General features: G+C 49.7%; 19 protein-coding genes. 11 read left to right on the forward strand and 8 right to left on the reverse strand.

All coding sequences use genetic code 11. The annotated features are described in order from the left end of the window. Positions 1 to 41: 41 nt before the first annotated feature. On the reverse strand, positions 42 to 644 hold the full coding sequence (locus tag T495_RS0105280; RefSeq protein WP_051523197.1) for a hypothetical protein: 603 nt from the start codon (positions 642 to 644) through the stop codon (positions 42 to 44). Positions 645 to 751: 107 nt separating this feature from the next. Between T495_RS0105280 and T495_RS0105285 the strand changes: the two genes are divergently transcribed. The 7 genes from T495_RS0105285 to T495_RS0105315 all read left to right on the forward strand — a co-directional run bounded on the left by T495_RS0105285 (position 752) and on the right by T495_RS0105315 (position 7376). Further along, the gene (locus T495_RS0105285) at positions 752 to 1015 is read left to right on the forward strand and encodes a DUF1294 domain-containing protein (protein ID WP_028904603.1); all 264 of its coding nucleotides are present in this window, start codon (positions 752 to 754) and stop codon (positions 1013 to 1015) included. Continuing rightward, complete coding sequence (locus T495_RS0105290; RefSeq protein ID WP_028904602.1) at positions 1015 to 1308, forward strand: hypothetical protein; 294 nt, start codon at positions 1015 to 1017, stop codon at positions 1306 to 1308. Before T495_RS0105285 ends, T495_RS0105290 begins: the two co-directional genes overlap by 1 nt. A gap of 247 nt (positions 1309 to 1555) precedes the next feature. Then, on the forward strand, positions 1556 to 1981 hold the full coding sequence (locus tag T495_RS0105295) for an Hsp20/alpha crystallin family protein (protein WP_028904601.1): 426 nt from the start codon (positions 1556 to 1558) through the stop codon (positions 1979 to 1981). 142 nt (positions 1982 to 2123) lie between these two features. Beyond that, the gene (locus T495_RS0105300; RefSeq protein WP_051523196.1) at positions 2124 to 2828 is read left to right on the forward strand and encodes an RNA polymerase sigma factor RpoD/SigA; all 705 of its coding nucleotides are present in this window, start codon (positions 2124 to 2126) and stop codon (positions 2826 to 2828) included. A 160-nt stretch (positions 2829 to 2988) separates the two neighbouring features. Further along, a complete protein-coding gene (locus T495_RS0105305; protein WP_033147874.1) occupies positions 2989 to 3996 on the forward strand; it encodes a hypothetical protein in 1008 nt (335 codons plus the stop codon). Beyond that, a complete protein-coding gene (locus T495_RS0105310) occupies positions 3986 to 5476 on the forward strand; it encodes a cache domain-containing protein (RefSeq protein WP_033147875.1) in 1491 nt (496 codons plus the stop codon). Before T495_RS0105305 ends, T495_RS0105310 begins: the two co-directional genes overlap by 11 nt. Next, positions 5469 to 7376, forward strand: coding sequence for an ATP-binding protein (locus T495_RS0105315; RefSeq protein ID WP_033147876.1), 1908 nt, complete (start codon positions 5469 to 5471; stop codon positions 7374 to 7376). The genes T495_RS0105310 and T495_RS0105315 overlap by 8 nt, the downstream gene beginning before the upstream one ends. Before the next feature lie 91 nt (positions 7377 to 7467). On the opposite strand, the gene htpG is transcribed toward T495_RS0105315, so the two are convergent. From htpG to T495_RS0105335, 4 genes are all read right to left on the reverse strand, one after another. Then, positions 7468 to 9525: a molecular chaperone HtpG gene (htpG, locus tag T495_RS0105320; RefSeq protein WP_033147877.1), complete on the reverse strand. Its 2058-nt coding sequence runs from the start codon at positions 9523 to 9525 to the stop codon at positions 7468 to 7470. 113 nt (positions 9526 to 9638) lie between these two features. Further along, a complete protein-coding gene (locus T495_RS0105325) occupies positions 9639 to 10217 on the reverse strand; it encodes a DNA-binding protein (protein WP_033147878.1) in 579 nt (192 codons plus the stop codon). 487 nt (positions 10218 to 10704) lie between these two features. Next, positions 10705 to 13470, reverse strand: coding sequence for a hypothetical protein (locus tag T495_RS0105330; RefSeq protein ID WP_033147879.1), 2766 nt, complete (start codon positions 13468 to 13470; stop codon positions 10705 to 10707). 360 nt (positions 13471 to 13830) lie between these two features. Continuing rightward, positions 13831 to 15003 (reverse strand): hypothetical protein, encoded by a 1173-nt coding sequence (locus T495_RS0105335; protein WP_155993462.1) that lies wholly within the window; start codon positions 15001 to 15003, stop codon positions 13831 to 13833. A gap of 500 nt (positions 15004 to 15503) precedes the next feature. Here T495_RS0105335 and T495_RS0105345 point away from each other — a divergent pair, with 500 nt between their 5' ends. Next, a complete protein-coding gene (locus T495_RS0105345) occupies positions 15504 to 16601 on the forward strand; it encodes a type I restriction endonuclease (protein ID WP_033147882.1) in 1098 nt (365 codons plus the stop codon). A 69-nt stretch (positions 16602 to 16670) separates the two neighbouring features. Here T495_RS0105345 and T495_RS0105350 read toward each other — a convergent pair whose 3' ends face one another. The 3 genes from T495_RS0105350 to rho all read right to left on the reverse strand — a co-directional run bounded on the left by T495_RS0105350 (position 16671) and on the right by rho (position 19863). Beyond that, positions 16671 to 17348, reverse strand: a complete 678-nt coding sequence (locus T495_RS0105350) for a hypothetical protein (RefSeq protein WP_051651866.1) — start codon at positions 17346 to 17348, stop codon at positions 16671 to 16673. Between the two features lie 64 nt (positions 17349 to 17412). Next, a complete protein-coding gene (locus tag T495_RS0105355; RefSeq protein ID WP_033147883.1) occupies positions 17413 to 17877 on the reverse strand; it encodes a low molecular weight protein-tyrosine-phosphatase in 465 nt (154 codons plus the stop codon). Positions 17878 to 17880: 3 nt separating this feature from the next. Beyond that, positions 17881 to 19863 (reverse strand): transcription termination factor Rho, encoded by a 1983-nt coding sequence (gene rho / locus T495_RS0105360; protein WP_033147884.1) that lies wholly within the window; start codon positions 19861 to 19863, stop codon positions 17881 to 17883. 250 nt (positions 19864 to 20113) lie between these two features. On the opposite strand from rho, the gene yihA reads away from it, so the two are divergent. The 3 genes from yihA to recR are packed head-to-tail and all read left to right on the forward strand — an operon-like array spanning position 20114 to position 23203. Continuing rightward, entirely contained in the window at positions 20114 to 20713 is a 600-nt protein-coding gene (gene yihA, locus T495_RS0105370; protein ID WP_033147886.1) for a ribosome biogenesis GTP-binding protein YihA/YsxC, read from the forward strand. Between the two features lie 24 nt (positions 20714 to 20737). Then, positions 20738 to 22570: a ribosomal protection-like ABC-F family protein gene (gene abc-f, locus T495_RS0105375; protein ID WP_033147887.1), complete on the forward strand. Its 1833-nt coding sequence runs from the start codon at positions 20738 to 20740 to the stop codon at positions 22568 to 22570. Between the two features lie 15 nt (positions 22571 to 22585). Further along, on the forward strand, positions 22586 to 23203 hold the full coding sequence (gene recR / locus T495_RS0105380; RefSeq protein ID WP_033147888.1) for a recombination mediator RecR: 618 nt from the start codon (positions 22586 to 22588) through the stop codon (positions 23201 to 23203). Positions 23204 to 23210: the final 7 nt, after the last annotated feature.

Below are 23210 nucleotides of genomic sequence, written 5' to 3' on the forward strand. Positions count from 1 at the left end.
ATAGTGCTCTGCATCAACTGAGTTTATGAGTTCGCGGAGTGTCATTCTTTGGGTATGGGTTTAGCCAGTTTCATGGCATCTTTGGTGCCAAATGTTCTTCTAATGAGGGTTTCCACATATTTCGTGATGTATATCTCATCATCAATAAGCGTGATGACTCTTAACACTCTCGTTTGGTTGAACCACACGATTTGCACAGAACTGTTTAATGTGTGACTATGACCGTATATGCTTAGTCTTGCCTGTTCTTCTTTCAACTTCTCAAAGTTTTTCAGTCCCACTTTGTCCTGGTTGTACACATGGACAAGCTCTGTTCCTATAGCTTCAGCTAAATCTGCAACTACGACGCTTTCTATCATGTTAATGTCGGCCGACTCCATGTAGGCAGCCCAATCTACCATAGTCCACCAGTCATAGTGCTGTGCAGCTAACAGAATATCATATTGTTGCCACACCACATTTCCTACATTTCCATGCTGGTGTTTTATCTCTTGAATGTAGCTTATGTCATCAAGCATTGTCTCTGGTTCGTTATCGGCTTTTGCTCTCGTTTTCGCTTTGCGCTTACCTTCTATGAGCATGTAGGCTAAAATGCCTGCTATTGGACCGCTGATTGCGGCAAGAGTTTGAAAGAATGTATTCATTATTATATCCTTTTGGGAGGCAAAGTTACAAAAAATCACATATAATAGCTGAATAAATGGCAAAATAATACGTTATTTTCTCAATTATTACTAACTTTGTCCCTGATATGAGCGTGACAGAGACGATAAAATATATACTCGTTGGCATCAATGTCCTGACTTTCGTTGTCTACGGATGGGACAAGTGGAAAGCCAAGCATGGAAAATGGCGTATATCCGAAGCCACTCTCCTGATGCTGGCTGTTGTTGGCGGCACTATAGGTGCACTCTTAGGTATGCAGGTCTGGCACCATAAAACGATGCACTTGAAATTCAAGTACGGGTTGCCATTGATATTGTTGGCTCAAATTGCTTTGATTGCTTTATTATAATGGCTTGGAAACTCAAATATCGCTGTAAGAAATGTGGCTACGAAGCCGAGGTGTACGAAGGCAGAGGACTCTTCCGCCAAGAGATACGTGCCGTGTCGTGTCCTGACTGCAAGAGCATCCAAAACATCGTGGTGGGTGGGATTATCGCCGATGTGGCACCTTCCTATAGAAGCGAAGTAGGCAGGCTCTGTTTGCAATGCGGCAGCGATAAAATCAGAGTGTGGGATGGGCATACCTGTCCCAAGTGCCAGGGTGAGATGGAACAGACTGGCGAGAAAGAGTTTTGGACTTGAAGACTGACAGAATTTCTGGTCAATGTTTAAGGGAGTTTAAAGAAATGTCAGTCATGTTTAATTGAGTTTAAGGGATTGTCAGTATCGTTTAAGCGAGTTTAAAATCCTTGCCATCTTGACAAGGTAACGAGCGCTTTTTCCTGTAGGCATGTACTTTGCTTTTCAGTAAGTGAAAGCTGAAGCAAATAAGCCGAAGCGATCAAGAACAATTAAGTTAAACTAAAAATATAATTAGGAGGTAAAAGTTATGTTGAACGGATTAATGAAAAGCAACAGTTGGTTCCCAACAATGTTTGATGATTTCTTTAACACTGATTTTATGCCTCGTGCCAACAGTACAGCACCTGCAGTCAATGTCAAGGAGAGTGAGAAGGCCTACACGATGGAACTTGCAGCTCCAGGCATTAAGAAAGAATATTGCCGTGTAGGTATCAATGACGAGGGCAACCTCACCATCGCTATTGAGAACAAACAGGAACACAAGCATGAGGACAGTCACCGTCATTATCTGCGCCGTGAGTTCAGCTACTCGAATTATGAGCAGAACTACATACTTCCAGATGATGTAGTACGCGACAAGATTTCTGCCAAGGTGGAGGACGGCATCCTGACCATCACGATGCCGAAGACCGAACCGAAGGAGAAAGTGACGAAGGCCATTGAGGTGTCATAAGGATGACGCTTCCTAATATGTAGAAAAACCCTGACTTGCTCATGCAGGCCAGGGTTTCTTGTTTATATATGAAAGGTTTTCTCTTCTTTTTTTTGTATTTATCGAAATACTTTCGTATCTTTGCAAACAAAAAGAGAATGAAATGGAAGATTCAGCATTAAACAGATATCTTGATGAAATAGGGAAGGAGGAGCTGCTCAGCGATGCCGAGGAGCGTCAGTTGGCGGAGCGTATAGCCAAGGGCGATGATCGCGCGCTGTCGAAACTGATTGAGGCAAACCTGAAGTTCGTGGTCTCTGTGGCGCGTCAGTACAAAGGTCAGGGCGTGGCAATGGAGGACCTGGTGAGTGAAGGTAATATCGGACTGATGAAGGCTGCCGGCAAGTTCGATGCTACGCGCGGCGTGCGCTTCGTCAACTTTGCCGTGGTCTATATCCGTCAGGCCATCGAGAAGGCCATCGAGCAGCAGGGCGGACTCTACCAGGTGCCCAAGGACGTGAAGGAAGAGGTGGTGCGCCAGCAGTCGCAGGCAGTATCGGTCGATGCGCCTTTGGGCCATCGTGCCAATATGAGTCTGCTCTCGGTACTGGTGAATAAGGATGCGCCTATGGCCGACGAGCGTGTGCATTCTGCAGCTATCGAAGAGGCTGTGGAATATGCACTTACCACGCTCGACGAGCGCGAGCGCCGTGTGATCAATGCTTTCTTCGGCATTAACCAGGAGCACGAGACGATGGCCGAGATAGCCGAGGATATGGACTTGAAGCGTGAGCGTGTCCGCCAGATTCGTGATAAGGCCGTGCGCAAGTTGCGCAAGGCTTACCATCACAAGCTCAAATTGCTATAATCTTTTTTAGATGAATAGGTGTTAAGTTAGCGCTGTACGATTGGTACAGCGCTTTTTTAGGTTAATATGTGTTAAGATTGCGTAAAATTATTCTTTCTGTCGGGATTTTTTGTAACTTTGCGTTATTATTACATCTAACGAGGACATAAATATACCGACCGTGAAACAAGAATCTAAAACTGATGCCAAGAGGCAGAGATGGAATGTATTGTTGGCCGTATCAGCCATTATTCTGATAGTGGTGGGATTGGCATACTGGGCTTTCAGTTCTGCCATGAAAGCTGAAACTACTGTGCGTTATGCAGGCATGCAGAGTGTGATTACTGCCCAGCTGACCCGTACCATCAAGGCCTTGGAGATGAGTGCTACTAATGTGTTCAACGAGGTGGAGAAACACATGGATTCGCCCGAGAGTGTGATTGCTGCGCTTGAGAGTGAGTCGAATCTGAACCCCGATGTGCGTGGCTATTTCGCCGCTTTCGAGCCAGGTTTCTTCCCCTCAAAAGGCACGTGGTTCGAGCCGTATATCCATCATACCGACAGTACCAAGTTCGAGATGAGTCAGGTGGGCTCTGCACGCCACGACTATACCAAGTCGACGTGGTACGTCCGTGCCAAGGATCTGAAGATGTCGTTCTGGTCGGAGCCTTACTACTATTATGATGGCACCAACATCAGCGGTCATTACTGCACGTTTGTGACCCCGTTGTTTGATGAGCAGGGCAAGCTGACCTGTGTATGTGGTGCCGATATCACCTTTGACTGGGTAGCCAAGGTGTTGGCGAAGATTGATGACTACTGTCGGCATGCTCCGTTGGTCAACACGTATCGCCTGATGCGTAACTTTGATTTCTATTCGGTAGTGCTGGATAAGGACGGCACCTGCCTGGCGCATCCACAGGACAAGAAGATTATCATCGAAGACAAGCAGCTGCTCAGCAGTTTGGAGCAGCGGGAGAACGGTGTGGTTGAGATGACGATCGACAATGTGGAGTCGGTGGTGTACTATGGCCCGATAGAAGGTATCGACTGGACGCTGGCTGTGGTTATCCCTAAGAGCGACCTGCAGAAACCATTCGTGTATATGGCTTGGGGCCTGAGTCTGTTAGGACTGCTGGGTATTGTGGCTGTGTGGCTGACAACAAAACACATCAAGGATGAAAAGTAATAGGTACAAACTGAACCTGCAGGTGTTTGGTGGCATTGTGCTGTTGTTGGCACTCACGCTGGGCGCTATGGCGTATATCTCGCACAGAGAGCTGCGCGGCGAGGCCATGCACGATGCCGAACTGACGCTTGAAGGCACCGTGCAGGACATTGATAATATCCTGCTGAGCGTAGAGCAGTCAGCGGGTAATATGTGGTACGACCTGCTGAATTATGTGGATGATTCCAGCCGCGTATATACTTACTGCCGCGAGATGGTGAAGAGTAATCCCAACGTGGTGGGCTGTGCCATTGCCTATAAGCCAGGCTATTTCCCTGGCAAGGACCTGTTTATGGTCTATGTGCATCGCAGAGGTTTCTCGACCGATGCCAAGTCGGACCTGGTGACTACCGATAAGTTTACCAACCGTCCCTACACCGAGCAGGTGTGGTACACCGAACCGATGAAGACGGGTTATGTAGGCTGGACCAACCCGTTGAAGGGCGAGGATACCGAGAACGAGGCGCTGGTCACCTTCTGCCTGCCTTTCTATAACAAGCAGGGCGAGCGCGTGGGACTGATTGGTGTCGATGTGTCGATATCCATGCTGTCGAAGATAGTGCTTTCGTCCAAGCCTACGCAGAATGGCTACTGTGTGTTGTTGGCGCGCAACGGATCGTTTATCGTCCATCCCGATGCTGACAAACTGTCGCTGCCCATGGCGTTCAGTCAGATGGAGGCTGGTTACGGAACCAGTACACTCGAGGCCCTTGAGTCGATGATTGCAGGCGAGACCGGCGTGAAGTTCTTTACGAGGGACGATCGTAACTGGTGTGTATTCTACAAGCCGTTTAAGCGTGCCGAAGTGGAGGGGCGTGCTGCTGGCGAGGGCACGTTAGGCTGGAGTGTAGGTGTGGTTTATCCCGACGACGATATCTTCGGCATGCATAATATACTGCTCTATCTGGTGTTTGCCATCGCTATCGTGGGCGTGCTGCTGTTCCTCGGACTGAGTTCCTGGAGCTTTCACCGCCAGCTGCGGCCTTTGCGCCTGCTTACCGACTCGGCGCAGCGCATAGCCAATGGCGATTTGAACGTGATGATAAGCGAGACCGATCGTGACGACGAGATTGGCGATCTGCAGAACCGTTTCTGCAAGATGAAGCGATCGTTGCAGGATGAGGTCAACGCCCTCGAGAAGGCTACCGACCGTCTGCATCGGCGTAATGATGCCTTGCGTACAGCCCTGGCCAAGACCGAGGAGACTGATAGAATGAAGACTTCGTTCCTGCACTACATGACCAACCAGATGACGGTGCCTACCGAGAGTATCGACTGCAGTGTGACTACCCTCTGTAATAACTATCACGACATCGACCGTGAAGAAGTAGATAAGCAGGTGGAGAATATCCAGCAGAAGAGCGAGGCGGTGTTGGACCTGCTGACCCACATGGCGCATTTTATCGAAACCGAATCAGGAAAGGAGGCTGCCCATGAGTAAGCATCATCGTCTTTCGCGCTCGCTCAGTATGCGCATCATCCTGATGGCGGCGCCCATTTTTATCCTGTCGATAGGCACGTTGTTCCTGCAGTCGCGCTATCTTATCCGTGAGAAGGCGATGGCATCGGCCAATAGTTATCTGAACACAGCGCTCCACCGTGTACGCAACTATATGAGTATTGTCGAGACCTCGGCCAACTCCAATGCCTGGATGTTGGAGGAGAATCTGCGTTCCGACTCGCTGAAATCGGTATCCAACCGCATTGTGCGCCTGAATGCGCCAGTTGTCAGCAGTTCGTTCTATGCGCTGCCCGACGAGTTTCCGGAGTATGGCCATAGGTTCTCTATCTACACCGAGGATTATGGTGGCGATTCGATTGTGTCGTATATCGAGCCCGACTACGATTATTTCCATAGGGCGTGCTACACCGAACCTGTCAGGACCGGTAAGGCTTGCTGGGTGGATCCGTTTGCCGAGAAGAGCTCGATTGCCGTGGATCATACGCAGGCCATCGCCACTTATTGCCAGCCCATTCGCCATCACAGTGGTCGTATGATGGGTGTGCTAACGGTCGATCTCTCTATCAGCGACATGGCCAGTAATCTCAATAAGGGCGACCGCCCATTCCCGCATGCCTATTTCATGATGCTGGCTGAAGATGGTCGCTATCTGATACATCCCGATACGGTGCGTGTATTCCGCAAGTCGATATTCTCTGATGCCGACCCGCATCGTAATCCGGATATGATTACGTTGGGCTATGAGATGACAGCGGGCAAGCATGGCGATATGCGTGCCACGTATGACGGGCGCGAGTATTATGTGTGCTATCGCCCGGTGCCTGGCACCAAGTGGAGCCTGGCGCTGGTATGTCCGGTGGGCGATACCCTGACGAGCTACTACCACATGGGCTATGTGATTGCGGCAATCATCATCATCGGCCTGCTGCTGATAGTATGGCTCTGCAACCGTTTGGTGAAGCAGACCATCCAGCCTATCTACGGGTTGCTGCACAATACGCAGCAGATAGCCGACGGCAAGTACGACGAACTGATTCCGATAACCACCAAAATGGGTGTGATAGGCCGTTTGCAGAACAGTTTCGCACATATGCAACACTCGCTGAACCAGCGTATGGGTAAGCTCCGTAAGGACACTGATGAGATTCGTAAGCACAACGATGCCTTGGAGAAGTCGAAGGCGCTGGCCGACGAGACCGTGAAGCGCAAGAATCTGTTCATACAGCATGTGGCCCAGCAGATGCGCATGCCGCTGAATGTGATTCTGGGCTTTGCCAACGTGCTGCGCGAGAGTGCTGGGGATAAGAACGCTATGAGCGAGGTTGAAATGAGCAATGTGACCTCGATGATGAAGAGCAATGCGGTGAATATGAGTCGCATGGTGCTGATGCTCTTCGATGCCTCGGAAACCGATCTGGATGAGACGCTGATGAGTAACCGAAAGGATGAGGTGGCATGTAATGAGGTGGCGCGCGAGTGTATCAGGCATGCCATGAGCCACTTCCCCGATGCCAAGATCCAGATGGATACCATCCTGCCCGATACCATGCATATCCTCACCAACCATCTGTACCTGATGCGCACGCTGCGCGAGCTGCTGTATAATGCTGCCAAGTACACCGACGGCCAGCATGTGAAACTGACCATTACGCAGAACGAGAAGAAGGTGCGTTTCATTGTTCAGGATGTTGGTCCGGGCCTGTCGATCGATGCCGACGAGCTGATCTTCAAGCCGTTCGTACGCGAGGGCGACCTCTCGGAAGGCTTGGGCTTAGGTCTGCCGCTGGCCAAGCGACATGCCAAGAACTTAGGTGGCGATCTGATATTCGATGCCGACTATCACGAAGGCTGCCGCGTGGTTCTCGAAGTTCCCAAATAAAAAAAAGCTCCCAACGTTACTTGGGAGCTTTCTTTATGCTTATTCTGTTTATTTAATCAGATCAACTGAACGCTTCAGGAATAGGGCTTATTTAGCCCTTGATCAGTTCTACGCTTCGCTTCAAGAACTGATCGAGAGCTTCGCCCTTCAGCATACCATTCTGTAGCAGTGCCAGGTCGATGAGCTGGTGAACCACCGAGTTGCCCTTGGCATAGTCGGCAATCACAGCCTGCTTCTTGTCCTTCTGCTCCTGAACAGCCTTCTCGGCCTCAGACTTCATATCCTTGTCGTCCTGAGTCAGCTCGTCGTACTTCTTCTTATCCTGCTGGGCACGGATGGCAGCCAGACGTGCCTCCTGACCCTTCAGTTCGGCTACGATAGGCTTCAGCGCCTCCTCGGTAGCAGCGCTGCTCTCGTCGAGCACCTTCTTCACCAGTGGGTGGTCTGAGTTCAGTACCAGGTTGAACGAGTCGGGCATCTGACCATAGAAGCTCATACCAGGCTGGAATCGGCTCATCTCCTTCATACGGCGCATATACTCATTCTGAGTGATCACTACCGGACGGGCCTCGGCACCAAGTGCATCTACCTGAACCATAAACTCGGTGTGCTCAATCTTTGGCAGCTGTGTGCGGAATACGGCTGACAAATTGTCACTCTGCTCCTCGCTCAGCTCGCTCTTAGGCGCGTCGCTCTTCACAATCAGACGGTCGATGATATCGCTGTCGACGCGTGTGAAACGGCTCTTCTCAAACTTCTGCTCCAGTGTCTGGATGGTGGGCACGTCGAGCTGTCCGTTGAGCAGCAGCACGCTGTAGCCCTTGTCCTGAGCGGCCTTGATATAACTGTACTGCTCCTCCTTGTCGGTAGCGTAGAGATATACCAGCTGGTCGTCCTTATCCTTCTGGTTGGCCTCGATCAGTGTCTTATACTCGTCGAAGGTGAAGTACTTGCCCTCAGTATCCTTGAAGAGTGAGAACTCCTTGGCGCGGTCGTAGAAACCTTCCTCTGAGAGTATGCCGTAGTTGATGAAGAGCTTCAGGTCGTCCCACTTCTCCTCGTACTCCTTGCGGTTCTCGGTGAAGATAGCCTTCAGGCGGTCGGCCACTTTCTTAGTGATATAGGTAGATATCTTCTTCACCTCGCGGTCGCTCTGCAGGTACGAACGGCTTACGTTCAGAGGGATATCGGGTGAGTCGATCACACCATGGAGCAGGGTGAGGAACTCGGGTACGATGCCCTCTACCTGGTCGGTCACGAAAACCTGGTTGCAGTACAACTGGATCTTGTTCTTCTGCAGCTCGATGTTATTCTTGATTTTTGGGAAGTAGAGGATACCGGTGAGGTTGAATGGGTAATCCACGTTGAGGTGAATCCAGAACAGAGGCTCATCGCTCATGGGGTAGAGTGTGCGGTAGAAGCTCTTGTAGTCCTCGTCCTTCAGTGTGCTTGGGGTCTTAGTCCACAGAGGCTCCACGCTGTTGATGATGTTATCCTCGTCGGTATCAACCTGCTTGCCGTCCTTCCACTCGGTCTTCTTGCCGAAGGCCACGGGCACAGCCATGAACTTGCAGTACTTGTTGAGCAGGCCCTCGAGCTTGAACTTGTCGAGGAACTCCTTGCAGTCGTCATCTACGTAGAGGATGATGTCCGAACCGTGATCAGCGCGCTCGGCATCGTCAATCTCGTAGGCAGGGCTACCGTCGCAGCTCCACTTCACGGCCTTCGAGCCTTCCTTCCAGCTCTTGGTGATAATCTCAACCTTCTTGGCAACCATGAAGCTTGAGTAGAAACCAAGTCCGAAGTGACCGATAATGTTGTTGGCATTGTCCTTATACTTCTCGAGGAAGTCGGTAACACCCGAGAAGGCAATCTGATTGATATACTTGTCGATTTCCTCCTCGGTCATGCCGATACCGTGGTCGCTGATGGTGATGGTACCCTTGTCGGTATCCAGACTTACGCGTACGGTCAGGTCGCCCAGCTCCTGCTTGTATTCGCCCTGCTGGGCCAGTGTCTTCAACTTCTGTGTAGCATCGACGGCATTTGATACCATCTCGCGGAGGAATATCTCGTGATCGCTATAGAGAAACTTTTTGATGACGGGGAAAATATTCTCGGTTGTAACCCCGATGTTACCTTTCTGCATAATTGTATATACTTAATTTATGAATGTTCTGCCATAGCATTTGCAAATACCGTGCCAACTCTCTCAATAGATGTGAGGGGCACCGAGGCTAATCCTCGATGCCCCCCTCAGGGTTAATCCTCGCTGCTGCCATCGGGGTTAGGGTTGCCGCCGCCACCATTGCCGCCGCCAGTGCCCTGACCGCTGTTGCCGCCAGTGTTCTGACCCTCGCCGGACGACTGGCTCTGGTTGCCGCTCTCCGTATCCTCGATGTCACCGGGATCGGTAGAGGTGACACGCTTCACCACGTTACCCTCGCGGTCGTAACAGGTGATGATGACTGCAGTCGACTTCAGTTCGTCCTTCAGCTCCACGGCAGGAGTGAAGATGATGCGGCGCGTCTTGATGAGGCTCGACTTCACCTCGTTCACGTCGGCCACCGTCTTGGCCGAGAGGCTGAAGCGTGCAGAGCCTAAGCCGGGGATGGGAATGCTGTGACCCTCGGGCAGCCATGCCTTGATCACCTCGCCGGCGGCATCCCAGCAGGCCTTCATCACGCCTTCGCTCACACCGCTACGCAGAGCGGCTTCGTGAATCACTTTCTCCTTGGCAAGAGCGGAATACAACTCAGGCTGCATCACATAGCGATACTCGCCTTCTGAATCTTTTGAGAACTTCAGCAGTTTCTCACGTGCTTTTACTTTTAAAGCCATAGTGTAAAGATATTTAAATGGTTAGACTTATGGCTGATTAACAGCCGTTGATTGTGAGGTTTTACCTCTTTATTTACGCTACAAAGATACAATAATTTTTTGTATTTTGCAAATATTTTGGCAACTTTTTTCGATAAAAAAGTTATTTTTTCTGTCGTTTTCCAATGCGTTCCGGCAATTGCTACGACGCATCGTAGGAAATACGCCATCGCGTTGCAGTTATCAATGTGCAGCACATCTGCAACTGAAGTGCTACAGAAGTGCAACAATCCTTAAGTGTCTCATCTTCAGTTTATTATATGTTATTTTATGGGTTTGTAGCACTTGTAGCACTTTAAAGTAGGAAAATCAGGGGTTAACAATAAAATATATAAGGTAGGTGCTGAGCAGTGAGGATGATGTGCTACATGTGCATCTGCAACAAAATAAAGCCTGCTCCCGATTAATGGCATGGGGGCAGGCTTTTCGAGGTGGATGACGTTCTGTGTCAGAACGGCAGGATGGTTTGCTCTGCTGCAGCCTTTTCTGCATCGGCTATGGCTGCTTTCTGGGATTGTACGTAGTAGATGGTTTTCACGTTGCCACCTTCATCTCGCTTTACCCAGCGTTCGCCATCTGTAGCTTTCTGAGTGATGCTGGCTGGATTCAGACAGTGGATATGATCTGCCAGCTGGCAGTAGGCATCCAGGTGCTGCTTCATGCGTTTGGGCGACCAGCCGAACTGGGTTTCGCGATTGAAGTCGCTCAGTACCTGATCGGCTTTCAGTTCGCGGTCCAGATTGCCACCATCCTCGGCAAAGTATTCCTCGGCCCACTGGTGGAAGTCTTTTCCTACTGCAGCCATCTGCTCACGGCGCTCAATACGGGTTAGCGGCGGCATGATTTTGCGGCTGCCAGCCGATAGCGACAGGTAAAAGCGTACGCACTGCGTCATCAGGGCCAGGTCGAGCTGCCAGTCGCGCTCGCTATACTCGGTGCCCATCAGGTTCTGGCCGAAATCGTCGCGGATGGAGCGCGATTCGCGGTAGTCGTTCTGCTGACTTTTCACGTGATAGTAATCGCTGAATGGCTGAGGCCAGATACGTCCTTCGGTCGAAGGGTCGTGGCGCGAGAGCGTGAAGTTGGTGGCCATGGCGAACTTGGGGCTCTGTACGAAGGGGATGACGTACGAGTGCTTGTTCTTCTCCTCTACACGGAAGTCGCCTGTCACCAGACCATACACAAAGTTGTAGTTGAACTTGCGCGGACACTCATCGAGGAATATCAGGTTGGTGTCGCTCGTTACGCCGTCGAAGATGAATCGTGGGTCCTTGAACGAGGTGTTGCCGGCATCGATGCTGAAGGTCTTCACCATCTTGCTTACGGCGCTGATGTAGAACGACTTGCCGCTTCGACCGTTACACTCATCCACATTCTCGGCCATCGTGCTGTCGAGGCAGATGGTGGCCCAGGCTTCTGATTCCGACTTGTGGCTGGTGAGCATGTAGCCCATGTTGGCCAGTCGGCTGGCCAGGCACAGGTGCTCGTCGGCATCCTCCTCGGGCGTGAGTGGTAGGCCGCCCTCATCCACCTTGCGCCAGTACAGGCGCGACGAGTTGACCAGGAACTTCAGCAGGTTGCACTGTTCGGCACCCTCGCTGATGCCCACTCTATAGCGGCCTTCGTCGTCGGTGGTAACCGTAAACATATCGGCGGTGGGGCGATAGTCGTGCTGGATGATGTTGTCGGCCCATACGTAGTGGTTGGTGGCATCGGTGTATCGATGGGTGGTGATCTTGTCGGCTGTTACCTCCACCCAGCAGTTGCGGAAGTGGAAGTACTGGGCCGTGGCGGTGCCTTTGCCGAAGTCGAGATTGTCGCGCTCGCGTAGCGTGCTGTGGTTGGTGGTGGGCAGGTCGTGGCTGCGCAGCACGCGGTCCTGCAGGGCTGCTGGCAGTGCCTGCTGCTCCATCCATTGCTTCATGAAGCCCACGATGGCCTTGGCGGTTACAGCTTGCACCACGATGCCATCGATACGGATGTACTGAGGCTCGTTGCGCGATTCGTCCTTGAGCGTATAAAAACCGTTCAGCTCCAGAAAATAGTCGAGGTCTGTGTGGCTGATGGTGTACTCCTTGTCGCCCTGCTTGGTGGTGCGTTCCGTCCAGAACTGCGCACGGTGGGCACGGTCCATCAGTCGCTTCATATCACTGCGGTGAGGGTTCAGCTGGAGGTAGTCCTTCAGGTCCTTGCGCAGTCGTCCTCGGTTGTCGTGCAGCAGGTGCATGTCGCTATTGTTCATCCAGGCGGTGTAGATGCCAGGCAGTCGGAGTGCCAGTCGCTTGCCGACCTTGATGCCGGTATCGTCGATGTCGGGTATGTTGACGATGCGCTTGGCATACTTCATCAGTAGCGTGTAGTCGGCCTCTTGCAGTTCCTCGGTTTCGCTGCCCAGCCATACGGGTTGGTAGCCCATGCTCAAGCAGTTGGCGGCATCGCTGCCACCGCTCACCAGTACCACCTCGTCGAGTTTCTCTTCGCCTTGCTCCTGGAACTTGTGGCGCAAGGCCTGCATACCGAAGATGTAGTGCTGCGGTTTCTCGCCGATGATGCTGAAGCGGTAGGCCTTGTTGGCGTTCTTGGGCTCATACACCTTCTGAAACATGCGCATGTTGCCCTGACCATCCTGATACGGGCACTCCTGCGCGTATATAGGATAGGTGTCGGTAGCCTTCTTGATGGTGGTGACGCCATCGGTGGTGCGGGCGATGGCCTTCACCGGGTGCCAGCCTAATGCTGTGAGGTGTTCCGGTTTTACACGGGGCCCCCATGTGGCCAGATCGGCGGCGGTAAAGTCGTCCTGATAGGTGATTCTTACCGGCTTGCCCAGTTCGCAGGGTAGGGCATCGCGCTTCACGATTTCGGGCTTGTTGATGCTCTGCTTCAGTTCCTCCTGTACGCCATACTTCTCGGCCAGTTCCTGCACTGCCAGTGCAAACTGACTCTGCGTGTAGCCGCAATCCCACATGTAGAGGTCGATGGGCGAGAAGAACCCTTCGCCTTCGCCCATGCCATAGTCCTTTACGTGCCAGCAGTCGCCGCTATCCTTTGGCGGATAGAGGTGGGCCGACGGTGTGCGCTCGTCCGGACGGAGTCGGAAGTTACGCTTGTTAGCAACTGCGTCGGCAGCCTCAGGGCATACGCCGACAATGATGTCCAGACCACGGTTCGCCTGGTCGTAAACCTTCTGTAGAAGGTCTGTCAAATTTGCCATACTATATAAAGTATTAGCGTCCCATCACTAGCACGCTGTCGGGTGGCTTAGTGCGGGCAATTGGGTTAATGGCCCCCGGCAGTCCAGCGGCCCGTGCTCGGTTGGCATTGCGTGCCTCCGCTGGTATGTCATGACACAGCGAAGGTACGAAGAATAGCAGAAATAAACTGTTTTTTATGTGTCTATTAATGTGTATATTTAAGTCGCGCGATAATCGAATTTAAGCTGTTTTGTGCAATACAATGATAGTTTCGTGTATAAGAAAAGTAGTTTGGTGTATAGAAATAAAAACACGAAATACATACAAAAAAACACGAACCTCTCAGAAGGCTCGTGTATACAGGCAATCCGGAAATGTGCTTATGCTGATGCTGGTAAACTCATATATTTTGATAATAGGTCATTAATTGCATTGAGCATTTCTTTCTTTTCCCTATCATAGTCAACCTTATTGTTACTGTTTTTGTTTTTTATCGGTCTATTTTTAGCGCCATTTATTGCTGACTTGCCTATAGTATCCCATTTGCCTCCATGTTCCTTATAGTACTTGTTGAAGTAGTTGAGAAACGACTCTATTCCCATGACGCAATCACACCATTCCATAAAGACATATAATTTATAGGCAGGTATCTTACTGCGTTTGCAAATATCTGGCAGTAGTGAATCAAAATGAGCGATAATATAGTTGATGCGTTTTATCTTGTCTTTATTGTCTCCAAACAATGTTATGGCCATCATCATCATAGCGTCGTTTCCGGATTCACAGCATGTCTTATATAATGTGATCTTTCCAATATCTGATGGAAGGCAGTTGTGAAAGAACGCTGCAGCAAACATCTCGGACATTGAGTCTTTTTTGAAAGCATTTAGAACAGGATTTTGTGAGGTGCCTGTAAGCTCTGCAGAATTTAATAGGGCCTCTTTTAGCTTAGGTTCATCTTGGGCAGCTTTGATAATATGCATTTGAGCCTTTCTGCTTTTTTCACAAGCAGCTATTAGACGCTCTAAGCAATATCGTTTGTCCTGCTTTTTTTGTTTCTCTTCCTGCAGAATTCGCATACCCTCCGAAATGCAGTCATCTAAATCTTCGTAGAACTCAATCATTGCGGTAAACAATTCCTTTACACATGGAGGATAACTACTTAGTCCGAACAAATCGGCAGAATATGAGCGCGTATTAATCATTGATCGGTCTTGTAGCTGTGGTGTTGCAGAATCTTTAGGAGGATTCTTTCGAGTTACCTTGACAAATGGTTTAAAGATCTTGTCTCTAAAACCTGTCAGGCCACTACGCATCTTTCTTGAAATCTTAACATTCGTATCAAAATACTTATTGTTGTCGGTTGTATACTCTTTGTTAAATGTTTTGCCGAATTCGAAAAGATAATTCTTCTGCTTTCTCAGTTTATTATGGTAATCTCTTATATCCGCCGTTAAACTGATGATTTCGTCTTCTCTGAGTTGTTTCCCATTAATGGCATACAGAAGTTTGTTGACATCAAATTCAAGAATGAAATTTAAAATCAATTCCATTCTTTCTTCATGAGAGTTTCCTATCTGAAGTGAGGTTCGCATATAGAGTAATATATAAAATTTATGTTTTGTTGTTATGGTACGCAAATTTACGAATAATCGTTGGAATGGCCAAGTATTAAGTAATAATTTGTATCACTTTTTAACAAAAAAACTACTTTTTCCTAATTTTTCTCTTCTAATTTGCTAGAAATCAGAGATTATTTTGTATCTTTGCCCCTTGAACATTGGCATTAGCCTCGGTGGAGGTGCTGGTGCGACTTTTGTGGAAAATAAAGAAAGAAGCGTTATGCTCATCTTGCGTTCTGAAACCTGAGAAATTTCAAAATGTGGCAAGAGATCATGATAGCTTCCATGCGATAGCGTGGACGTTGTCACTCTCTCACATCGGGTTTTCTCAGGACCTCAGAACAGGGAAGTGTATACAGTTCCACGCTTCACGTTTAAATAAGATTATCTTCTGAGGGACTGAGAGGATAGAGCTGACAAACTATAAGGCTATGGACTTTAAAGATTCAATTATGCAACTGGCAGAACGTGTCTCTTCGCTTAAGGATTCGATCCTTACAGAAGAGGCTACAAAGAATGCATTTATTATGCCGTTCATCCAGATTCTTGGCTATGTCGTGTTTAATCCACTTGAGGTGGTGCCTGAGATGGATTGCGATATAGCAAAAAAGAAAGGCGAGAAGATTGATTATGCTATTATGAAAGATGGGGCACCAATCATGCTGATTGAGTGCAAGCACTGGAAACAGGACTTAAACTTGCATGATAATCAGTTGAAACGCTATTATGTAGCATCAAAGGCCAAGTTTGGCGTACTGACTAATGGCGTCGTTTACAGATTTTATGCCGATTTGATAAAGGAAAATATTATGGACGATGTCCCTTTCCTTGAAATCAATCTTGAAAAAATACGAGAGGCTCAGATCGAAGAGGTTAAAAAGTTTTGCAAGGAGAATTTTGATCTGGATAACATCCTGAGTAGTGCTAATGAACTGAAGTACATGTCAGAGGTGAAAAAGGTGGTGCGTTCTGAGTTTGATGAGCCATCGGCCGACTTCGTGAAGATGCTTACTAAGCGAGTATACGAAGGTATTGTTACGCAGAAAGTGCTTGACCAGTTTACCGATATCGTCAAACGTGCATTAAAGAGTCATATCAATGATGTTATGAGTGAGAAACTCGGTATAGCCATCAAAGCAACCGAGGCTGCAGGAGCACCTATCAAAACTTCAGCGCCGGCAGCCATCGATGAGCAAAAAGAAGAAGGAGAGCAGACAATAGACGACAAATCTTCGAAGATAGTCACAACTGTCGAAGAAATGGAAGGCTATTATATTGTTAAAAGTATTGTTTGCGAAGTCATTGCGTCAGAGCGTGTCACTTACCGCGATTCTCAGTCTTATTTTGCCATATTTGCCGATGATAATAATCGTAGACCTATTTGTAGACTTCATTTCAATAACTTGAGCAATTTGCGCATAGGCTTTATTGACGAAAATAAGAATGAAGTAATGAAACCATTAGAGAAATTGGACGATATCTACAAATTTAAGACACAATTAATAGAGGCTGCAAAGCGATATATCTAAAAGTTCATTTATATACTCTTCCACCTGTGTTCTTACCTTTTATTAGGATAAGCATAGGTGGAAGATACTTTAAACTTTGCTGGCGCGGGGGGAGAGGCTGTTGTAGGTTTCGCGGCCACCTGTACCAGACTCGTAGATGATGGTATCGATGAAGTATAGGTGTCCATCATTACCTTTCAGTACGTTGTTGGGTACTGCATCAAATATGTCATAATTGCCATTGGTAAAAAAGCCGTCATCTTCTTTATGAAAACCAAGGCATTCCAGTTCTGTATTGATTTCTTCTAGACTTGCTTCGGTAGGTGATAGTATGAATGGCTGGCGAAGAACGGCACAAACTTTCCCATCACGATTTTCAGCAAGGCCTAAAAAAGAATATCCGCAATCTGGAAATAGCTGATTGTGAATAGTGATACGATAAAAGAATTGAGTAAGATTATCATCAGAATATCTGAAATCATTTAGCTTAAATACATATTTGCTATCAAGTGAGGCATAGACCTCATTTTCGGAACCTCGATCAGAAAATGTACCAAGCGAATCTTTGTTCAGCCAGCAATGGTTGGCTATAGCCCAGTCTTTTAATCTTGCAATTTGGACTCCCTTGCAAGCCGTTGTTCCCGCAAGCGCTTGAATTGACTCAAGCACGCCTCGTGCGAAATCGGATGCTGCTGCCAATAGGCCACCGACTTCTTCTTCTCCATCGTTACTTTGCGATGATAATCGTTGAGTATTGTCATTGTTCATCCTTTCTTTTTTAATAATCCTGCTGCAAAGATAAATCAAAAACTTGAATATTACAAGTTTTTGATTAAAAATATTTGTGGAGCAGGGCTTGGCAGCCTTCGAGCACGTCTTGCCAGGTGGCTTCGAAGTCGCCGGTGTACCATGGGTCGCTCACGTCGCAGCCATGGCGGCGGTCGGTGGCGGGCACAAGGTCGAGCAGCTTCACAATCTTGCCTTCGGGATCGGCGCCGGCTATGCGGGTCATGTTGCGGATGTTCCACTCGTCCATGCCTACCAGCAGGTCGAAGCGATGATAGTCTGCGCGGGTCATCTGACGGGCGGCGTGACCATCGCAACGGATGCCGTGCTCGGCCAGCTTGCGGCGGGCTGGGGGATAGACGGGATTACCAATCTCCTCGGTAGAAGTGGCAGCTGACTCGATCATGTACTGATCGGCCAGCTGCGCCTGCTCAACTAAGTATTTCATCACGTACTCTGCCATCGGACTGCGGCAGATGTTGCCGTGACAAACGAAAAGAATTTTCTTCATCTTTTATCCGTTCATCGACAGGAGGAACTCCTCGTTGCTACGGGTGCTTACTAAGCGGTCGCGTACGGTGCTCATCGCCTCGATAGGATTCATGTCGGCAATGAACTTACGCATAATCCACATGCGGTTCAGTGTGGTATCGTCGAGCAGCAGATCGTCGCGGCGTGTTGACGACATCACGAGGTCGATAGCTGGGAAGATGCGCTTGTTAGCGAGCTGACGGTTGAGCTGGATTTCAGAGTTACCAGTACCCTTGAACTCCTCGAAGATCACCTCGTCCATCTTAGAACCGGTATCAACCAGTGCAGTAGCGATGATGGTGAGCGAACCGCCACCCTCGATGTTACGGGCGGCACCGAAGAAGCGCTTAGGCTTCTGCAGGGCGTTAGAATCCACACCACCGGTCAGGATCTTACCTGATGTAGGAGCTACGGTGTTATAAGCACGGGCCAGACGGGTGATTGAATCGAGGAAGATAACCACATCGTGACCGCACTCAACCATACGCTTGGCTTTCTCGAGCACGATACCGGCAATCTTCACGTGGCGCTCGGCGGGCTCGTCGAAGGTTGAAGCAATCACCTCGGCATTGACGGTACGTGCCATGTCGGTCACCTCCTCAGGGCGCTCGTCGATGAGCAGCATCATGATGTAAGCCTCAGGATGGTTGGCGGCAATGGCGTTGGCGATATCCTTCATCAGCACGGTCTTACCGGTCTTTGGCTGAGCCACGATGAGGGCACGCTGACCTTTACCGATAGGTGAGAAGAGATCGACAATACGGGTGCTGGGGTTGGTGGTAGCACGGTCGCCGCAGAGAATGAACTTCTCATCGGGAAACAGTGGTGTCAGGTGCTCGAAAGCCAGACGGTTGCGCACCTCACCGGGATCGCGGCCGTTGATACTCATCACGTCGGTCATGGCGAAGAACTTCTCGCCCTCGTGTGGTGGGCGAACGTTGCATTCTACCACGTCGCCGGTCTTCAGACCGTATTTCTTTACCTGCTGTGGTGATACATATACATCATCGGGTGATGACAGATAGTTGTAATCGCTTGAACGGAGGAAACCGTAACCATCGGCCAGCATCTCGAGTACGCCGTTGGCCTTGATCAGGTCGGCGAAATCGAAACGGGGCTGGGCGGTAGGTACCGTGCGGTTGATGATAGGAGCCTCGGTGGCTGTTGGTACCACAGGACGATCGAACATGTCGAGGGTAGGGATGGCACTCTGGTCCTCGATGGGGATATCGATCACGGTGATAAAGTCGGTACCATCACCTGGATCGCCCATCCATACGCCGTTTTCATCTACCTCGTCGGTCAGAGGGTCAACCTCATCTGCGTCGTCGAAGCCTTCCATACCTTCGGCACCTTCCATACCTTCGGCGGGCTCTTCGACAGCTTCCTCCTCGGGTGCTACGGCCTTATTCTGTGACATTTTCTCGCGCAGCTGCTCGATGGCGTTAGGTGTAGCCTCATCGTCGGCATTCGTAGCAAACTGGGCTGCCTCGGGCACTACATCAGCATAGTTGTCGGCCTCGGGCGCGCTCTGCTGCGCTGCTTCGGCGGCCTGCTGGGCTGCAAGGGCTGCAGCCGCTTCGGCTTCCTTCTCAGCCTTACTCTTGCGACCACGCTTCTTGGGCTTGGACTCGGCTTCTGGCTCGGCAGCAGGGGCAGCGGGCATGTCGGCAAAGAGCGATGGCTGCTCTGCCTTCTTGCGTGTACGGTTCGACTTGGAGTCGAGATTCTCGCCGTCCTCGCCTTTTACGGTATAAACCTTACTGGTGTCTTTCTTAGCGATACGTGTGCGTTTACGCTTGGGGGCATCATCGGCTGCGCTGGCACTATTCTCAGCTGCTCGGTCGAGAATGGCATAAACCACATCAGAGAGCTGATCGTCGGGCGATACCTTGATACCTAATTCGTCGGCAATACCCACTAACTGGGGTATGTCCATAGATTCTAATTCTTCTTTTGTATACATATAATATGTACTTAATTACGTTGATTTCTGGAAAAAAAACTTGTGGAAATGCTTCGCGAACGGAAGCACTGATTAGAAAAATCGATGCAAAGGTAAGTATATTTTGGCGAACCACCAAACATTTTCGAAAAAAAAATCGTATCTTTGCGCTAAAAACCGCGAAGATACTCCGTCTCGGCAAAAAAAAGAATGAATTCTTTTGTTTTGCTCTCGACTTTTCGTATCTTTGCACCCAAAATTGATATATATAATGGAAATAAAAAAAGCAGAATTTACACTGAGTGCTCCGATGGAGTCGATGTGTCCGAAGGATACCAAGCCCGAGTATGCGTTCATCGGTCGTTCGAACGTGGGTAAGTCGAGCCTGATCAATATGCTGACGGGCAAGAAAAATCTGGCAAAGACCAGTGCTACGCCAGGAAAGACTCTGCTCATTAATCACTTTATCATCAACAACGAGTGGTACCTGGTCGACCTGCCTGGTTATGGCTTTGCCAAGCGCTCAAAGAAAGAGGTGCAGAAGCTGGAGCAGATGATCAATGGCTATATCCTGCAGCGCGAGCAGTTGGTTAATGTGTTCCTGCTCATCGATATCCGTCTCGAAGCACAGAAAATCGACCTGGAGTTTATCGAGTGGCTGGGTACCAGTAGCGTGCCTTTTGCCATCATCTTTACCAAGGCTGACAAGCTGAGTGCCTCGAAGGTGCTGCAGAACCTGACTGCCTATAAGAAGGTGCTGAGCGAGACGTGGGAGGAGCTGCCGCCTATCTTCGTGACATCATCGGAGAAGAAGCAGGGCCGCGACGAAGTGTTAGATTATATTGAACAGATTAATAAAGAGTTGAAATAACGCACAAAGACACTAGATAATATAATGGCAAAGGAAAATCCATACTTGGACGTGCAACACCTGACGAAATCATTTGGAAGTCTGGTGTTGTTTCGTGATTTAAGCTTTTCGGTTGCCGAGGGACAGAAGGTGGGCCTGATAGCCAAGAACGGTACAGGTAAATCCACATTGCTTTCTATCCTGTCGGGCAAGGAAGGCTACGATGACGGCGAGATTATCTTCCGTCGCGATCTGCGTGTAGGCATGCTCGAGCAGAGTCCGGTGTTCGACCCGATGGAGAGTGTGCTCGATGCCTGCTTTAATCATCAAGGCGATCTTGATAAGATGCTGAAAGCCAAGCAGATATTAACACAGTTGAAGATTCGCGACTTGGAGCAGCCTATGGGGCAGCTGAGTGGTGGACAGCAGAAACGTGTGGCACTGGCCAATGTGCTGATTACCGATCCCGACCTGCTGATTCTCGACGAGCCGACGAACCATCTCGACCTGGAGATGATTGAGTGGTTGGAGGGCTATCTGAATCGTGGCAACAAGACGCTGCTGATGGTGACGCACGACCGTTTCTTCCTGGACCGTGTGTGCTCTGTGATTCTGGAGCTGGATGATCAGACCGTCTATACCTATCGTGGCAACTATAGCTACTATCTGGAGAAACGACAGGAACGTATTGACAATCGCCATGCCGAGATAGCACGTGCCAACAATCTGTATCGTACCGAACTGGAGTGGATGCGCCGTATGCCTCAGGCACGAGGTCATAAGGCCCGCTATCGTGAGGAGGCCTTCTACGAACTTGAAAAGGTGGCCAAGCAGCGTATCGAGGAACGACAGGTGCGCCTCAAGTCGCGCAATGTCTATATCGGCTCGAAGATTTTCGAGTGTCAGTATGTGTCGAAAGCGTTTGAGCGTGCCGATGCTGAGCCGCTCACTATCCTCAAGGATTTCTACTACAACTTCTCGCGCTTTGAGAAGATGGGTATCGTGGGCAATAATGGTACCGGAAAATCGACCTTCATCAAGATGCTGCTCGGTCAGGTAGCGCCCGATAGCGGTAAGTTTGATATCGGTGATACCGTCAGGTTCGGTTATTTCTCGCAGGAGGGATTACAGTTCGACGAGCAGACCAAGGTCATTGATGTGGTGAAGGAGATAGCTGATTATATCGATATGGGTGGCGGTAAGCATCTGACTGCTTCGCAGTTCCTGCAGCACTTCATGTTTACGCCCGAACAGCAGCACAACTACGTGTATAAACTGAGTGGTGGCGAGCGCCGCAAGCTCTACCTCTGTACCGTGCTGATGAAGAACCCGAATTTCCTGGTACTCGACGAGCCTACGAACGACCTCGATATTGTGACCCTTCAGATTCTGGAGGAATATCTGCAGGATTTCCCTGGTTGTGTGATCGTGGTGAGCCACGACCGCTACTTCATGGATAAGGTGGTGGACCATCTGCTGGTGTTCAAAGGCGAGGGTGACATCAAGGATTTCCCTGGCAACTATACGCAGTATCGCGCATGGAGCCAGCTGCAGCCTGATGAATCCAAGGAGAAGCCTAAGTCGAACGGTGCTAACCGTGCCAATGCCAGCGACAATCAGAATCCGGCAAACAATGCCGCTCAGGCTGCTACTGCACCGAATGGCAAGCGTAAGCTCTCGTATAAGGAAAAACGCGAGCTGGAGCAGTTGGAGAAGGATATCGAGGCCCTTGAGGCAGAGAAGAAACAGATAGAGGAAGCGCTCTGTGGCGGCACTACCTCGGTAGATGAGATTACACGTTTAAGCAAGCGCCTGCCACAGCTGAACGACGAGCTCGACGAGAAATCAATGCGCTGGCTGGAACTATCTGAAATTTAGAATTGATAATTGACAATGATTCAACAACAATACCCATCGCAGTTACTGGAAAAGGCTGTGCAGGAGTTCTCGAAGTTGCCTGGTATCGGACGTAAGACCGCTTTGCGCCTGGTGCTGTGGCTGCTACGTCAGGATGATCAGGATGTGGCAAACTTTGCCGGCGCTGTGAGCCAGCTGAAGCAGGAAGTGAAGTACTGCCGCGTGTGTCATAATATCAGCGATAGCGAGGTGTGTCCGATCTGTGCCGATCAGCGCCGCGATCAATCTATCGTATGTGTCGTGGAGAATATCCAGGACGTGATGGCCATTGAGAATACCCAGACGTTTCATGGACTCTACCATGTGTTAGGTGGTGTAATCTCGCCTATGGATGGTATGGGACCGGCCGATATCGAGATCGACTCGCTTATTCAACGCGTGGGTGAGGGCACTATCAAAGAGGTGATTCTGGCGCTGAGCCCAACGATGGAAGGCGACACGACCAACTTCTTTATCTACCGCAAGCTGGCATCATCGGGTGTCAAGGTGAGCGTGATAGCCCGTGGTATTGCTGTGGGCAATGAACTGGAGTATGCCGATGAGGTGACCCTCGGCCGTTCGATTGCCAACCGCACTCTATTCGAAGAAAAATAATCCAGAA

Source organism: Prevotella sp. P6B1 (genome assembly GCF_000702825.1).
GTDB lineage: Bacteria > Bacteroidota > Bacteroidia > Bacteroidales > Bacteroidaceae > Prevotella.